This is a genomic window from Mesorhizobium sp. M1D.F.Ca.ET.231.01.1.1 (genome assembly GCF_003999155.2).
Taxonomy (GTDB): domain Bacteria; phylum Pseudomonadota; class Alphaproteobacteria; order Rhizobiales; family Rhizobiaceae; genus Mesorhizobium.
This window is the reverse complement of sequence record NZ_RZOZ02000005.1, coordinates 432,796-447,766: the sequence shown is the minus strand read 5'-3', so window position 1 is coordinate 447,766 and position 14,971 is coordinate 432,796. Positions and strand designations below refer to the sequence as shown.

The 14,971-nt window shown below is 63.9% G+C and carries 17 protein-coding genes and 1 riboswitch; of the genes, 3 read left to right on the top strand and 14 right to left on the bottom strand.

The annotated features are described in order from the left end of the window. Positions 1 to 6 precede the first annotated feature (6 nt). From nuoK to EN874_RS17055, 14 genes are all read right to left on the bottom strand, one after another. A complete protein-coding gene (nuoK, locus tag EN874_RS17120; RefSeq protein ID WP_066998791.1) occupies positions 7 to 315 on the bottom strand; it encodes an NADH-quinone oxidoreductase subunit NuoK in 309 nt (102 codons plus the stop codon). A gap of 1 nt (position 316) precedes the next feature. Further along, positions 317 to 937, bottom strand: a complete 621-nt coding sequence (locus EN874_RS17115; protein ID WP_127425783.1) for an NADH-quinone oxidoreductase subunit J — start codon at positions 935 to 937, stop codon at positions 317 to 319. 236 nt (positions 938 to 1,173) lie between these two features. Further along, on the bottom strand, positions 1,174 to 1,665 hold the full coding sequence (gene nuoI / locus EN874_RS17110) for an NADH-quinone oxidoreductase subunit NuoI (protein WP_127425782.1): 492 nt from the start codon (positions 1,663 to 1,665) through the stop codon (positions 1,174 to 1,176). Beyond that, complete coding sequence (locus EN874_RS17105) at positions 1,653 to 1,910, bottom strand: hypothetical protein (protein WP_127425781.1); 258 nt, start codon at positions 1,908 to 1,910, stop codon at positions 1,653 to 1,655. The genes nuoI and EN874_RS17105 overlap by 13 nt, the downstream gene beginning before the upstream one ends. Next, complete coding sequence (gene nuoH, locus EN874_RS17100; RefSeq protein WP_127425780.1) at positions 1,910 to 2,953, bottom strand: NADH-quinone oxidoreductase subunit NuoH; 1,044 nt, start codon at positions 2,951 to 2,953, stop codon at positions 1,910 to 1,912. The genes EN874_RS17105 and nuoH overlap by 1 nt, the downstream gene beginning before the upstream one ends. A 2-nt stretch (positions 2,954 to 2,955) precedes the next feature. After that, positions 2,956 to 5,037, bottom strand: coding sequence for an NADH-quinone oxidoreductase subunit NuoG (nuoG, locus tag EN874_RS17095; RefSeq protein ID WP_127425779.1), 2,082 nt, complete (start codon positions 5,035 to 5,037; stop codon positions 2,956 to 2,958). 77 nt (positions 5,038 to 5,114) lie between these two features. After that, a complete protein-coding gene (locus tag EN874_RS17090) occupies positions 5,115 to 5,795 on the bottom strand; it encodes an NADH-ubiquinone dehydrogenase (RefSeq protein ID WP_127425778.1) in 681 nt (226 codons plus the stop codon). A gap of 75 nt (positions 5,796 to 5,870) precedes the next feature. After that, positions 5,871 to 7,175 (bottom strand): NADH-quinone oxidoreductase subunit NuoF, encoded by a 1,305-nt coding sequence (nuoF, locus tag EN874_RS17085; RefSeq protein ID WP_126088602.1) that lies wholly within the window; start codon positions 7,173 to 7,175, stop codon positions 5,871 to 5,873. Between the two features lie 10 nt (positions 7,176 to 7,185). Next, positions 7,186 to 8,487, bottom strand: a complete 1,302-nt coding sequence (locus EN874_RS17080; protein ID WP_127425777.1) for an NADH-quinone oxidoreductase subunit E — start codon at positions 8,485 to 8,487, stop codon at positions 7,186 to 7,188. Then, on the bottom strand, positions 8,488 to 9,678 hold the full coding sequence (locus EN874_RS17075; protein ID WP_127425776.1) for an NADH-quinone oxidoreductase subunit D: 1,191 nt from the start codon (positions 9,676 to 9,678) through the stop codon (positions 8,488 to 8,490). Between the two features lie 48 nt (positions 9,679 to 9,726). Next, positions 9,727 to 10,110: a four helix bundle protein gene (locus EN874_RS17070; RefSeq protein ID WP_127425775.1), complete on the bottom strand. Its 384-nt coding sequence runs from the start codon at positions 10,108 to 10,110 to the stop codon at positions 9,727 to 9,729. Between the two features lie 21 nt (positions 10,111 to 10,131). Next, positions 10,132 to 10,734, bottom strand: a complete 603-nt coding sequence (locus tag EN874_RS17065) for an NADH-quinone oxidoreductase subunit C (RefSeq protein WP_127425774.1) — start codon at positions 10,732 to 10,734, stop codon at positions 10,132 to 10,134. Positions 10,735 to 10,738: 4 nt separating this feature from the next. Further along, complete coding sequence (locus EN874_RS17060) at positions 10,739 to 11,320, bottom strand: NADH-quinone oxidoreductase subunit B (RefSeq protein ID WP_013531090.1); 582 nt, start codon at positions 11,318 to 11,320, stop codon at positions 10,739 to 10,741. Further along, complete coding sequence (locus tag EN874_RS17055; protein ID WP_126088598.1) at positions 11,311 to 11,676, bottom strand: NADH-quinone oxidoreductase subunit A; 366 nt, start codon at positions 11,674 to 11,676, stop codon at positions 11,311 to 11,313. Before EN874_RS17055 ends, EN874_RS17060 begins: the two co-directional genes overlap by 10 nt. A 336-nt stretch (positions 11,677 to 12,012) precedes the next feature. Here EN874_RS17055 and EN874_RS17050 point away from each other — a divergent pair, with 336 nt between their 5' ends. The 3 genes from EN874_RS17050 to cobW all read left to right on the top strand — a co-directional run bounded on the left by EN874_RS17050 (position 12,013) and on the right by cobW (position 14,956). After that, positions 12,013 to 13,212 carry a winged helix-turn-helix domain-containing protein gene (locus EN874_RS17050; RefSeq protein WP_127425773.1) on the top strand — a complete coding sequence of 400 codons (1,200 nt, stop codon included), beginning with the start codon at positions 12,013 to 12,015 and terminating at the stop codon, positions 13,210 to 13,212. A 29-nt stretch (positions 13,213 to 13,241) separates the two neighbouring features. After that, a riboswitch (cobalamin riboswitch) is annotated at positions 13,242 to 13,448 on the top strand. Between the two features lie 72 nt (positions 13,449 to 13,520). Beyond that, a complete protein-coding gene (locus EN874_RS17045; RefSeq protein ID WP_245513595.1) occupies positions 13,521 to 13,916 on the top strand; it encodes a DUF1636 family protein in 396 nt (131 codons plus the stop codon). A gap of 2 nt (positions 13,917 to 13,918) precedes the next feature. Then, positions 13,919 to 14,956 (top strand): cobalamin biosynthesis protein CobW, encoded by a 1,038-nt coding sequence (gene cobW, locus EN874_RS17040; protein ID WP_127425771.1) that lies wholly within the window; start codon positions 13,919 to 13,921, stop codon positions 14,954 to 14,956. Positions 14,957 to 14,971: the final 15 nt, after the last annotated feature.

Sequence of the window (14,971 nt, the reverse complement as noted above, 5' to 3'; positions counted from 1 at the left end):
TTCCCGTCAACCCTTCATCTGGTTCACGTCTTCGACCGCGATCGAGCCGCGGTTGCGGAAGAAGACGACAAGAATGGCAAGTCCGATCGCGGCCTCGGCGGCGGCGACCGTCAGCACGAACAGGGCGAACACCTGTCCGACGAGGTCATGCAGCGCCGCCGAGAAGGCGACGAAGTTGATGTTGACCGCGAGCAGGATCAATTCGATCGACATCAGGATGACGATGATGTTGCGGCGGTTCAAAAAGATGCCGAACACGCCGAGCGTGAACAGGATCGCCGATACGGTCAGGTAATGCGCGATGCCGACGACCATCTCAGATACCCTCGCCCGACTTGACCTTGCGGATTTCCATGCCCGTCGCCGGCGTGCGGCCGACCTGGGCGGCGATAGACTGCCGCTTGACGCCTTCCTTGTGGCGCAGCGTCAAGACGATGGCGCCGATCATGGCGACCAGGAGCACGAGGCCGGCGATCTGGAAGTAATAGAGGTAGTCCGTGTAGAGGATGTCGCCGAGCGCGGCCGTGTTGGAGCGCGTGGCCAGGTCCGGCGTCTGCTTGGCCACCGTCGGGGCAAGCTGCGGCGCGAAGCTGTAGCCGCCGAGCACGACGACCAGTTCCGCCGCCAGGATCAGCCCGACCAGCGCGCCGATCGGCGCGTATTGCAACGCGCCCTGCTTCATTTCGGCGAAGTCGACGTCGAGCATCATGACGACGAACAGGAACAGCACCATCACCGCGCCGACATAGACGACGAGCAGGATCATCGCCAGGAACTCGGCGCCGGTCAGCATGAAGAGACCGGCGGCGTTGAAGAAGGTGAGGATCAGAAACAGCACGGAATGCACGGGGTTGCGCGACGAAATGACCATGAAGGCCGACGCCACGGCGATAAAGGCGAAGAGGTAGAAAAAGGCCGCCTCTAGTCCACTCAGCATGGGTTCCCCCGGGTTCCTGTCCGAACACGGCACTCGGCGCCTTGCTCGATGTCCGCCGCCGCCTCCGGCTGGCAAAAGTTGCGTTTTCTATCGCATGTTCCGATCGGGTTGAAAGACCCGATCGAAAGAAACATGCGACACTCTTTCATTCCGGAGGATGCTCTTGTCCGAAAAGTCTGCAACTTTTCGGGATCATCCTCTGGACGAGGTCCCTCGCCCCGTCCATGCGTCAAATGTCAGCGATAGGGCGCGTCCAGCGCGATGTTGCGCGCCAGTTCCCGCTCCCAGCGATCGCCATTCGCGAGCAGCTTTTCCTTGTTGTAGTAAAGCTCCTCGCGCGTCTCGGTCGCGAATTCGAAATTCGGCCCCTCGACAATGGCGTCGACCGGGCAGGCTTCCTGGCAGAAGCCGCAATAGATGCATTTCACCATGTCGATGTCGTAGCGCACGGTGCGGCGCGTGCCGTCGTTGCGGCGCGGGCCGGCCTCGATGGTGATCGCCTGCGCCGGGCAGATCGCTTCGCAGAGCTTGCAGGCGATGCAGCGCTCTTCGCCATTGGGGTAGCGGCGCAGCGCATGCTCGCCACGGAAGCGCGGGCTGATCGGCCCCTTCTCGTGCGGATAGTTGATCGTCTCCTTCGGCGCCACGAACTGGCGCATCGACAGGAAGAAGGCGCTGACGAAATCCTTCAGCAGCAGCGCCTTTGCGGCTTGAGTTAGCGCACCCATTCGCCACCCCCAAACATTGCCAATGCAATGACCGCGAACATGACGCCCAATATGAGCGGTAACGCTACAAAATAGCCCTTGTGGAAATGCTCGTGCATTTGCTTTTCCCCAACAGAAAGGGGAACGCCAAACAAATTAGTTTGCCTATTCTGGTATCGGGCCAATGGGGAAAAAGTGCGTGACGCAAGCCACCCCACCACAACCCCAAAGGCGCCGCCTAGCGCCAAAACTGTCAAATCGCCCATCACGCAAACCCCGTGATCTTGAGGAAGGCCGCGGTGGCGACGACCATGAACAGCGAGATCGGCAGGAAGACCTTCCAGCCCAGCCGCATCAGCTGGTCGTAGCGGTAGCGCGGCACGAAGGCCTTCACCATCGAGAACATGAAGAACATCAGGCAGATCTTGAGCACGAACCAGATCACCCCGGGCACCCAGGTGAAGGGCGCGAAGTCGAACGGCGGCAGCCAGCCGCCGAGGAACAGGATGGTGGCTAAAGCGCACATCAGCACGACGGCGACATATTCGCCCAGGAAGAACAGCAGGAATGGCGTCGAGGAATACTCGACCATGTGGCCGGCGACGAGTTCGGACTCCGCTTCGACCAGGTCGAATGGCGGACGGTTCGTCTCCGCCAGCGCCGAGATGAAGAACACCACGAACATTGGCAGCAGGGACAGCCAATGCCAGTCGAGGAAGGTGTTGGGCAGGCCGAGCTTGGTGCCCAGGCCGTCCTGCTGCGACGTGACTATGTCGGAGAGGTTGAGCGAGCCGACGCAAAGCAGCACCGTGACGATGACGAAGCCAATCGAGACTTCGTAGGACACCATCTGCGCGGCCGAGCGCAATGCGCCGAGGAACGGATATTTCGAGTTCGATGCCCAGCCGCCCATGATCACGCCATAGACCTCGAGCGAGGAGATGGCGAAGACATAGAGGATGCCGACATTGATGTTGGCGATGGCCCAGCCCTCATTCACCGGAATGACGGCCCAGGCCGAAATCGCCAGCACCGCCGACACCAGCGGCGCCAGCAGGAAGACGCCCTTGTTGGCGCCGGACGGGATCACCGGCTCCTTGAAGACGAATTTCAAAAGGTCGGCGAAAGCCTGCAGCGTGCCCCAGGGGCCGACGACGTTCGGGCCGCGGCGCAGTTGCACGGCTGCCCAGATCTTGCGGTCGGCATAGAGCAGGTAAGCAACGCCGATCAGCAGCACGACGATCAGCACGACCGACTTCAGAAGGATCAGCAGCGCCGGCAGCACGTAGAAGGAGAAGAAGGTGTCCATGCTTATTCCGCCGCCTGCTTGAAGCCGCTTTTGGCCAGCGCCGAGCATTCAGCCATCACGGCCGAGGCCCGCGCGATCGGGTTGGTCAGATAGAAGTCCTTCACCGGCGAGGTGAAGGCGCCCTTGTTCAGCCGCCCGCCGAGCTTCGCCGCCCTGGCGACATCGTCCGCGCTGCCGGCCAGGACCTGGTCGATGCGGGCGAGATGCGGATATTCGCCATAGAGCTTGGCGCGCAGCTGCGCCAGGCTGTCGAACGGCAGCTTCTTGCCGAGCACATCCGAAAGCGCCCGCAGGATCGCCCAGTCCTCACGCGCCTCGCCTGGCGCGAACCCGGCGCGGTTGGTCTGCTGCACGCGACCCTCGGTGTTGACATAGGTACCGGACTTTTCGGTGTAGGCCGCGGCAGGCAGGATGACGTTGGCGCGGTGCGCGCCGGCATCGCCATGCGTGCCGATATAGACGACGAAGGCGCCGCCGGTCCTGGCCATGTCGATCTCGTCGGCGCCGAGCAGGAACAGGAGATCCGTCTCGCCAAGCATGCCGGCGACATTCTTGCCGCCCTCGCCCGGCACGAAGCCGACATCGAGGCCGCCGACTCTCGCTGCGGCATTGTGGAGCACCGCAAAGCCGTTCCAGTCGGCCGTCACGGCATCGACCGCTGCCGCGAGCCTGGCCGCCTGGCCGAGCACCGCCGCCCCGTCGGCGCGCGCCAGCGCGCCCTGGCCGACGATGATCAGCGGATGCGTCGCCTTCTTCAGCACCTCGAAGAATTTGCCGTTGCCCTCAGCCAGATCCTTCAGCGATTCCGGACCGGCGCCGATGAGCTCATAGTCATAACGCGTGTCGCCGATCTCGCCGATGACGCCGACCGGCAGGTTGCCGACGCGCCAGCGCTTGCGGATGCGGGCGTTGAGCACCGAGGCCTCGAAGCGCGGATTGGCGCCGATGATCAGCACCGCGTCGGCCTGCTCGATGCCTTCGATGGTCGGATTGAAGATGTAGCTGGCGCGCCCGAGCGACGGATCGAGCGCGGCGCCATCCTGGCGGCAGTCGATGTTCTTCGAGCCGAGCGCTGCCATCAGAAGCTTGAGCGCGTAGATTTCCTCGACCGCGGCGAGGTCGCCGGCAATGGCGCCGATACGCTCGGGCGCGGTCTTGCCCACCTCGTCCTTGATCGCGGCGAAGGCTTCCGCCCAGCTGGCCGGAACGAGCTTGCCGTTCTTGCGCACATAGGGGCGATCGAGGCGCTGCGTGCGCAGGCCGTCCCAGATGAAGCGGGTCTTGTCGGAGATCCACTCCTCGTTCACCGCTTCATTGACGCGCGGCAGGATGCGCATCACTTCGCGGCCTCTCGAATCGACGCGGATCGCCGAGCCGACGGCATCCATGACGTCGATCGATTCCGTCTTGGTCAGCTCCCACGGCCTTGCCTGGAAGGCGAACGGCTTGGAGGTCAGCGCGCCGACCGGGCAAAGGTCGATGACATTGCCCTGCAGCTCCGAGGTCATCGCCTGTTCGAGATAGGTTGTGATCTCGGCGTCTTCGCCGCGGCCGATCAGGCCGAGCTCGGAAATACCGGCAACCTCGGTGGTGAAGCGGACGCAGCGCGTGCAATGGATGCAGCGGTTCATCACCGTCTTCACCAGCGGGCCGATATACTTGTCTTCGACCGCGCGCTTGTTCTCGTGATAGCGCGAGGAATCGACGCCGAAGGCCATCGCCTGGTCCTGCAGGTCGCACTCGCCGCCCTGGTCGCAGATCGGGCAATCGAGCGGATGGTTGATCAGCAGGAACTCCATCACGCCTTCACGGGCCTTCTTGACCATCGGCGTGTTGGTGAAGATCTCCGGCGGCTCGCCGTTCGGGCCCGGTCGCAGGTCGCGCACGCCCATGGCGCAGGAAGCCTGCGGCTTGGGCGGGCCGCCCTTCACCTCGATCAGGCACATGCGGCAGTTGCCGGCGATGGACAGCCGCTCGTGGAAGCAGAAGCGCGGCACTTCCGCGCCGGCGTCCTCGGCCGCCTGCAGCAGCGTGTAATGGTCGGGTACCGTGATCTCTTTCCCGTCGACCTTAAGCTTTGCCATTCGCCTCAAACCCTCGCGGATTTCCCGCAATCTCTCTTTCCGGGCGCGACTGGCGCCGCACCCGGCATTTCATCTCACTATTTCGCGGCCAGCGCCGCCGCTTGGGCGGCCCAGTCGTCGCGGCCGATGCGGCCGGCGAGCGACAGGTAATCCTCGACCCAGGCGATCTCTTGCGACGTCCAGGCGGCGATCTGGCCATAGGTCCAGATGCCGAGTCCGTTCAGCACTTTCTCCAGCTTCGGCCCGATGCCCGAGATCGCCTTCAGGTCCGAAGGCGTCGCCGGCCTGTCGATCGCCTTGGGCTGCCTGAAATCCTCCGGCATCAGCCCAGTCGTTGCCGTCCCGGCAACCGTGTCGGCGCCTGTGGCGTCGAGCGCCTTCTCGGTGGCGTTCGCCGCGATGTCGGTGACATCCCTGGCGAAGGTCTGCGCCTCTGCGATAATCGTCTCGGCCGCCTTGCGCGCCTTGGACGAATTGCTTGCGGCTTCGGTCCGCGCCTCGAGATCGTCAAGAAACGGCTGGAACATGCGCTGCGAGGCTTCGATGGCGCCCGAGAGCGCGCCCATCCAGACACCAAGCGCGTGATTGGCAAGACCCATGCCGAGCGCCGACATCGCCGCCGCGCCCGCGACGGGATGCGCCATGAGGTTGACGGCGCTGGCCATCTCCCTCGGCATCATCTTGGTCAGGTCCTGGTTCATCTTCTCGAGTTCGTCCAAATAGGGCATCAGCGGGTAGGCTATCGAATATGTCGCCATAGACATCTCCTGGTCGTTTCTTCGTACGCCCGCCCCTGCTGTTCCATCCCGGGCAATTGCCCGTCTTCTCAAATATTATTCCGCCGCCACCATCACCGGCTCGACCCGATGCGCGTTGCGCGAAAACTCATCGATGCGGCGTTCGACCTCGCCGCGGAAGTGCCGCATCAGGCCTTGGATCGGCCAGGCCGCCGCGTCGCCCAGCGCGCAGATCGTGTGGCCCTCGACCTGCTTGGTCACATCTAGCAGCATGTCGATTTCGCGCTTCTGCGCCTCGCCGCGCACCAGGCGCTCCATCACCCGCCACATCCAGCCGGTGCCTTCGCGGCACGGCGTGCACTGGCCGCAGCTCTCATGCTTGTAGAAGTAGGAGAGCCTGGCGATCGCCTTCACGATATCGGTCGACTTGTCCATGACGATGACAGCCGCCGTGCCGAGGCCGGACTTCAGGTCGCGCAGCGCGTCGAAATCCATCGGCGCGTCGATGATCTGCTCGGCCGGCACCAGCGGCACCGAGGCGCCGCCCGGAATGACCGCCAGCAGATTGTCCCAGCCGCCGCGGATGCCGCCGCAATGGGTCTCGATCAGCTCGCGGAACGGGATCGACATCGCCTCTTCGAAGGTGCACGGATTGTTGACGTGGCCGGAGACGCAGAACAGCTTGGTGCCGGCATTGTTCGGCCGGCCGAAGGACGAGAACCAGGCAGCGCCCCGGCGCAGGATGGTCGGCGCAACGGCGATAGATTCGACGTTGTTGACCGTCGTCGGGCAGCCGTAGAGGCCGACATTGGCCGGGAACGGCGGCTTCAGCCGCGGCTGGCCCTTCTTGCCTTCGAGGCTTTCGAGCAGCGCCGTCTCCTCGCCGCATATATAGGCCCCGGCGCCATGGTGCATGTAGACGTCGAAGTCGTAGCCGGACGTGTTGTTCTTGCCGATCAGCTTCGCCGCATAGGCCTCGTCGATCGCGCGCTGCAGCGCCTCGCGCTCGCGGATGAACTCGCCGCGCACATAGATGTAGGCGGCGATCGCGCCCATGGCGAAGCCGGCGACCAGCGCGCCCTCGACCAGCGTGTGCGGGTCGTTGCGCAGGATGTCGCGGTCCTTGCAGGTGCCGGGCTCGGATTCGTCGGCATTGATGACCAGGTAGCTGGGGCGCCCGTCGCTCTGCTTGGGCATGAACGACCATTTGAGCCCGGTCGGGAAGCCGGCGCCGCCGCGGCCGCGCAGGCCGCTCGCCTTCATCTCGTTGACGATCCAGTCGCGCCCCTTGGCAATCAGGCCCGGCGTATCGTCCCAGATGCCCCGCGCCTGCGCTCCGGCCAGCGACTTGTCGAACAGGCCGTAGATGTTGGTGAAGATGCGGTCTTTGTCCTGAAGCATTTCTCGTCCCTCAGACCGGCTTCTTGCCGAAGACGCGGATGTATTCGGCGACGCCGCCCTTGGCGAGCGCCTTGGCCTGCTTCACCCAGTCGTCGCGTTCGATGCGGCCGCGGAAATTGAGATAGCCGTCGACCCATTCGCGCTCCGCCTTCTTCCACGCGGCAACCTGGGCGAAAGTGTAGATGCCGAGCGAATGCAAGGTGCCTTCGATCTTCGGGCCGACGCCGGAGATCAGCTTCAGATCGTCGACCGTCGCCGGACGCTCGATGCCGGCCGGACGGTTCTTGTCCTCGAGCGACGGCTTGGCCGTCTTGGTGGCTGGCTGCTTGGTTTCGGGCGACTTGAAGGCGGAGGCCGGCTCGGCCTTGGTTATCGGCCCGCTGCGCGACTTCGAAACCCCTTCGACTTCCGGAGAAGCCTGGTTGGCGTTGGCGGCGGAGTGACGCGGCGCCCTGACGCTGGCCGCCTTCTCGGTGGCCGGCGAAACCTTGACCGGCGACGGCGTCGTCAGCGCCGGGCTGGTTTCGGGTGCGTCGGTTTTCGGCTTGCCGGACTTCGATGGCCCGACCGGAGCCGAGGGCGCGGCAGGCGCCTGCGAGACGACGGCGGCCGATGCAGCAGCCGGCGCTGCCGCAGCGGCTTGCTTGGCTGCCTTCGCGGCTGCCTTGGCTTCCTTCTCGCGGGTGGATTTCAGGATCGCCTTCTCGCTCTTCAGCGTCGTCAGCCCCGTCGCCGGCTCCGAGCCGGTGCGGCCGTTCTGCGGGCCGGGCTTCACCGTGGCGCCCTTGCCGGCCTCGTAGAGATCGATGATCTCGGCCAGGCGCTCCGGTGTCAGGTCCTCAAAAGTGTCCTTGAAGATCATCACCATCGGCGCGTTGACGCAGGCGCCGAGGCATTCGACCTCCTCCCATGACAGCGTGCCTTTTTCATTGGTGTGGAACTGGTCGTGGTGGATCTTCGAGCGGCAGACATCCATCAGCGCTTCCGAGCCGCGCAGCATGCAGGGCGTGGTGCCGCAGACTTGGATATGGGCGCGGGTGCCGACCGGATTGAGCTGGTATTGCGTGTAGAAGGTCGCGACCTCGAGGCCGCGGATGCGCGGCATGCCGAGCATGTCGGAGATCGTCTCGATCGCCGCCTTGGTGACCCAGCCTTCCTGCTCCTGTGCGATCATCAGCAGCGGGATGATGGCCGACTGCTCGCGACCCTTCGGATATTTGGCGATCCACTGCTGGGCCGCCGCCGCATTCGCCTTGTTGAAGGCGAAGGAGGCTGGCTGGACGCTGGCATCTGCGAGACGGCGGACTGACATTTAGCGATCGACCTCACCAAACACGATGTCGAGGGAGCCAAGCACGGCGGTGACGTCGGCCAGCATGTGGCCGCGACACAGGAAATCCATGGCCTGCAGATGCGCGAAGCCTGGCGCGCGCAGCTTGCAGCGATAAGGCTTGTTGGTGCCGTCGGAGACGAGGTAGACGCCGAATTCGCCCTTGGGCGCCTCGACCGCCGCATAGACCTCGCCGGCCGGCACGCGATAGCCCTCGGTGTAGAGCTTGAAGTGATGGATCAGCGCCTCCATCGAGCGCTTCATCGCCTGGCGCTTCGGCGGCACCACCTTGCCGTCGAGGTTCGACACCGGGCCGGCGCTTTCCTTGCCGAGCAGCAGGTCGACGCACTGACGCATGATCTTCGCCGACTGGCGCATCTCTTCCATGCGTACGAGATAACGGTCGTAGCAGTCGCCGTTCTTGCCGATCGGGATGTCGAAATCCATCTCGGAATAGCATTCATAGGGCTGCGCCTTGCGCAGGTCCCAGGCGGCGCCCGAGCCGCGCACCATCACGCCCGAAAAGCCCCAGGCCCAGGCGTCGGCCAGCGACACCGTGCCGATATCGACATTGCGCTGCTTGAAGATGCGGTTGGGCGTGAGCAGCGCGTCGAGATCGTCGATCGACTTCAGGAACGGGTCGATCCACTTGCCGATGTCCTCGATCAGCTTCTGCGGCAGATCCTGGTGCACGCCGCCGGGCCGGAAATAGGCCGCATGCATGCGCGAGCCGGAGGCGCGCTCGTAGAACACCATCAGCTTTTCGCGCTCGACGAAGCCCCACAGCGGCGGCGTCAGCGCGCCGACGTCCATCGCCTGCGTCGTCACATTGAGGATGTGCGACATGATGCGGCCCATCTCGGAATAGAGCACGCGGATCAGCTGGCCGCGCTTCGGCACCTCGATGCCGAGCAGCCGCTCGGCGGCCAAAGCGAAGGCATGCTCCTGGTTCATCGGCGCGCAATAGTCGAGCCGGTCGAGATAAGGCACGGCCTGCAGATAGGTCTTGGCCTCAATCAGCTTCTCGGTGCCGCGATGCAAGAGCCCGATATGCGGATCGACGCGGTCCACGACCTCGCCGTCGAGTTCAAGAACCAACCTCAAAACACCGTGCGCTGCAGGATGTTGAGGTCCAAAGTTAATGTTAAAATTGCGGACGGAGGTTTCAGCCATGGGTCGCCCTTGGCGAGTGGTGAATGGTGAGTGGTGAATGGTGAATGGTCATTCGCGCTCTCCCTCGAGCGACCGAACGAACGAAACTAGCCTTTTGCCCAGCCTGGTATAACTTGGTTCCAAACTTGCGGCCTGCTCCTTGGACAACAGTCCTACGCGCCCACAGAGCATTGTGTGTGTTTCCAATTCCTTCAAAGAGCCTTGCGCGATACGAAGGAATTGAATGAACGGTCGCCGCTGAGCGCGGCCGAACCCTTCCGCAATGTTCGCCGGTATAGAAGCTGCACATCGCCGCATCTGAGCCGCCAATCCAAACAGTTCCTCGCGCGGAAATCCGCGCGTTAAAGCATAAATGGACTCGGCGATATCCATCGCCTCCTGCCAGACGATGAGATCGCGATAGTCGCGTATCTTTTCCGGCGTCTCGTCCATTCACCATTCACTATTCACCATTCACTGTTTCGCCTTCTCATCCCCCGGCAGGACGTATTCCGTCCCTTCCCATGGGCTCAAAAAGTCGAAGTTCCGGAATTCCTGCTTGAGCTCGACCGGCTCGTAGATCACGCGCTTCGCTTCGTCGTCGTAGCGCACCTCGACGAAGCCGGTCAGCGGGAAATCCTTGCGCAGCGGATGGCCGTCAAAGCCGTAGTCGGTGAGGATGCGGCGCAGATCCGGATGATCGGAGAACAGCACGCCATAAAGGTCGTAGGTCTCGCGCTCGAACCAGTCGGCGCCGGGATAGACGGCGGTCAGCGAGGGAACCAGCGTCTCCTCGTCGGCCTGCACCTTGAGCCGGATGCGGACGTTCTGCTTCGGCGACAGCAAGTGGTAGACCACGTCGAAGCGCCTGGCCCGCGACGGATAGTCGGCGCCGCAGACGTCGATGATCGAGATGAACTGGCAGCGCGGGTCGTCGCGCAGGAAGGTCGCTACTTCGATCAGGTTGCCCGGCTCGACGGAAACGCTCAGCTCGCCATAGGCAAGCACGGCTTCGCCAATGCGGCCGGACAGCTTCTCGCCGAGATAGGTGGAGAGTTCGTTCAACGCCTGGGTCATCGGCTCACCGTTCGATCGTGCCGGTGCGGCGGATCTTCTTCTGCAGAAGGAGAATGCCGTAGAGCAGCGCTTCCGCGCTCGGCGGGCAGCCGGGCACATAGATGTCGACCGGCACGATGCGGTCGCAGCCGCGCACCACCGAATAGGAATAGTGGTAGTAACCGCCGCCATTGGCGCAGGAGCCCATCGAGATGACGTAGCGCGGCTCCGGCATCTGGTCGTAGACCTTGCGCAGCGCCGGCGCCATCTTGTTGGTCAGCGTGCCGGCGACGATCATGATGTCGGACTGGCGCGGAGACGCGCGCGGCGCGACGCCGAACCGCTCCGAGTCGTAGCGCGGCATCGACGTGTGTATCATCTCGACCGCGCAGCAGGCGAGGCCGAAGGTCATGAACATCAGCGAGCCGCTGCGCGCCCAGGTGATCAGCGCTTCGGTCGAGGTGACAAGGAAACCCTTGTCGGCCAACTCATTGTTGATTTCGAGGAAGAAGGGATCGTCCTCCCCCACCGGCCTACCGGTGTTGGGGTCGATGATACCCTTGGGCTTCGGCGCGACGAGGGTGCCTGAACTGTCGTTCAATCCCATTCCAGCGCTCCTTTTTTCCATTCATAGGCAAAGCCGATGGTCAGCACCGCCAGGAACACCATCATCGACCAGAAGCCGAGCATGCCGAGCTTGGAGAAGGAGACCGCCCACGGGAACAGGAAGGCGACCTCGAGATCGAAGATGATGAACAGGATCGACACCAGGTAGAAGCGGATGTCGAACTTCATGCGGGCGTCGTCGAACGAGTTGAACCCGCATTCATAGGCGGAAAGCTTTTCCGGGTCGGGATTGCGGTAGGCCACCAGGAACGGCGCGATGATCAGCGCCAGGCCGACGACCATCGCCACGGCGATGAAGAGGACGATGGGCAGGTACGAACTCAGGAGTGCGGCCATGCGGCGACTTTCCTTTGGCGGGCCAGTTCACTTTGATTACAGCAACGGACTCTAATGCGGAAGCGTGACAGTTTAACCCGCTGAACCGTTTTAGGAGCCCTATGCTGCGACGCGGCGAGGGTTAGCGCAGCGGTTTCGGCGAAGCAAGTCAAACCTTGTTCAAAATCCGGCCCTGGACGCCATATCGGAAGAAACTGGTCCGATCCGCTCCTGTTTGATTTCCTTCGCTTTTTACTCCACTTTTCTCTCCTGACATATCTCCCGCCATTTGCCTGCTAGCATGGCTGGAATCGTCGGCTGGACGTCAGGTAAACGGATCGAGGCAAAGTGACCTTGATGAAGGACAAAATCTCTCTTCGCACGGCCAGGCGCATCGCGCTTGGCGCGCAGGGCTTCCTTGACCCTCGCCCGGGCGGCGAGCCCAACCGAAGGCACCTCGCCCGCGTGCTCTCCCGCACCGGGCTGCTGCAGATCGATTCCGTCAGCGCGGTCGTGCGCGCCCACTACATGCCGCTCTATTCGCGCCTCGGCCCCTACCCGCTTTCGCTGCTCGACAATGCCGCCCTCACCCGCAGGCGCGCTGTCTTTGAATATTGGGCGCATGAGGCCTCCTTCCTGCCGGTCGAGACCTACCCGCTGATGCGCTGGCGCATGCAGCGCGCCGAACGCGGCGAGGAAATGTATCTCGGCCTCGCCAAATGGGGCCGCGAGCGCAAGGAGATGATCGACGAGATTTACGGGCAAGTCGCCGAGCGCGGGCCGATCGCCGCATCCGATATCGAGGGCCATAAGGGCAATGGCGGCTGGTGGGGCTGGAGCGAGGCCAAGCACGCCTTCGAATGGCTGTTCTGGGCAGGACGCATCACCACCGCCTACCGGCGCGGCTTCGAACGTTATTACGACCTGCCGGAACGCGTGCTGCCGCAGGGCGTGCTCGACCTGCCGGTGCCGTCGATCGAGGACGCGCATCGCGAATTGCTGCGCATTTCTGCCCGCGCCCACGGCATCGCCACCTATGGCGACCTGCGCGACTATTTCCGCCTGGCGCCGGGCGATACGAAAGACCGCATCGCGGAACTGGTCGAGGCGGGCGAACTGCTGCCGGTAGGGGTCGAGGGCTGGGACAAGACCGTTTACCTCCACAAGGACGCGCGCATTCCGCGCCGGATCGAGGCCCGTGCCTTGCTGGCGCCGTTCGACCCCGTCGTTTTCGAGCGCACGCGGACGGAAAAGCTCTTCGACTTCCGCTACCGCATCGAGATCTACACGCCGCCCGAGAAGCGCCAGTACGGCTACTACGTGCTGCCGTTCCTGCTCGGCGACCGCATCGTCGCCCGTGTCGATCTCCGAGCCGACCGTCCGGCCAGCGTGCTGCGCGTCCATGCGGCCTATGCCGAGGCCGGCGCGCCGCCGGAGACGGCCGCCCAGCTCTTCGATGAATTGAAGCAGATGCAGGCATGGCTCGGCCTGGAAGCCATCGAAGTGACGCCAGCTGGCGATCTCGGCCCGGCGCTGGCCGACATCCAGGTGTCGTAGCCGCGCGTTGACAGCCGCGTAGCTCTAAGCCTAAATCCGCGGCAGACGGTCTTCTCCCGGCAAAGGGAGGAGCCAAGAGGGAATGCGGTGCGGGGTTGAAAAATTCCAAATCCGCGGCTGTCCCCGCAACTGTGAGCGACGAGCCTCAGCCGAAAGCCACTGGGAAGTTCCCGGGAAGGCGGCGTCAAGGCGATGACCCGCGAGCCAGGAGACCTGCCGTCTGAGACTTTAAGAATCCGATCGCCCGGCGGGTTTTCCGGGCAAGGAGCCTGGTTTTGGATCGCAACGGCAGTTTTCCGGCTAATATCGTGGACGTTCCGTCCGAGCCCGGCGACACGCTCGCCGGCGTGACCGTCATCGTCTGCTCCTCCTGCCGCGACGAGACTTGTTCGGACGCGCATCCGCGCGCCGGTGCGCTGCTGGCCGAGGACACGCGCCGCGCCGCAGCGGACGAGAACATCCGTATTCGCACGGTCGAATGCCTCGGCAATTGCAAGCGCCGCCTGAGCGCGGCCCTTCTGCGCGACGGCTGCTGGAGCTACGTCTTCGGCGACCTCGAGACGACCAGCGGCGCCGACCTGGTCGCCGGCGCAAAACTCTTCGCCACATCGACCGACGGCCTCATCCCCTGGCGCGGCCGGCCAGACTCCCTCAAGCGCGGCCTCGTCGCCCGCATCCCTCCCCTCGACCTCCTGAAGGACTGACCATGAACGCCTCCGTTTCCCGCGTGCCCTGCACCGTCGTCACCGGCTTCCTCGGCGCCGGCAAGACGACGCTGATCCGCAACCTCATTGAAAACGCCAAGGGCAAGCGGCTGGCGATCATCGTCAACGAGTTCGGCGATGTCGGCATCGACGGTGAGATCCTGAAAGCCTGCGGCGTCGACACCTGCCCTGAGGAGAACATCGTCGAGCTCGCCAATGGCTGCATCTGCTGTACCGTCGCCGACGATTTCGTGCCGGCGCTCGACCAGATCCTGTCGCGCACGCCGAAGGTCGATCACATCCTGATCGAAACCTCGGGCCTCGCGCTGCCGAAGCCGCTCGTCCAGGCCTTCCAATGGCCGAGCGTGAAGAGCCGCGTGACGGTCGACGGCGTCATTGCCGTGGTCGACGGTCCGGCGCTGGCCGATGGCCGCGTCGCGTCCGACATGGATGCCCTTCAGGCGCAGCGCGCCGCAGACGATTCCCTCGACCATGACGATCCGGTGGAAGAAGTGTTCGAGGATCAGATCGCTTGCGCCGACCTGATCATCCTGTCGAAGAGCGATTTGATGGACGCGGCGGGATCGGAGCGTGCCAATGCCGTCATCGGTGAACATGTGGCGCGCGCCGTCAAGGTCGTGCCGACGGCGCAGGGCAAGGTCGACCCGTCGGTGCTGCTCGGCCTCGGCCTCGCCGTCGAGGAGGACATCGAGAACCGCAAGACCCACCACGACGACGAGCTCGACCACGAGCACGACGATTTTGACTCCTTCGTCATCGATATCCCGTCGATCTCGCATCCGGACGAGTTGGCCAAGCGCGTCGCCCTTGCCGCCGAGCAGGAAAACGTGCTGCGCGTCAAAGGCTTCGTCGAGGTCGGCGGCAAGCCGATGCGGCTGCTGCTGCAGGCCGTCGGCCCGCGCGTCAACCACTATTACGACCGCGCCTGGACGGCCGAGGACGACCGCCGCTCGCGCCTCGTTGTCATCGGCCTCAAGGGGCTGAACCGCCCGGCGATCGAGCGTATCCTCGCCGGCTGAGGCCAACACGAAAAG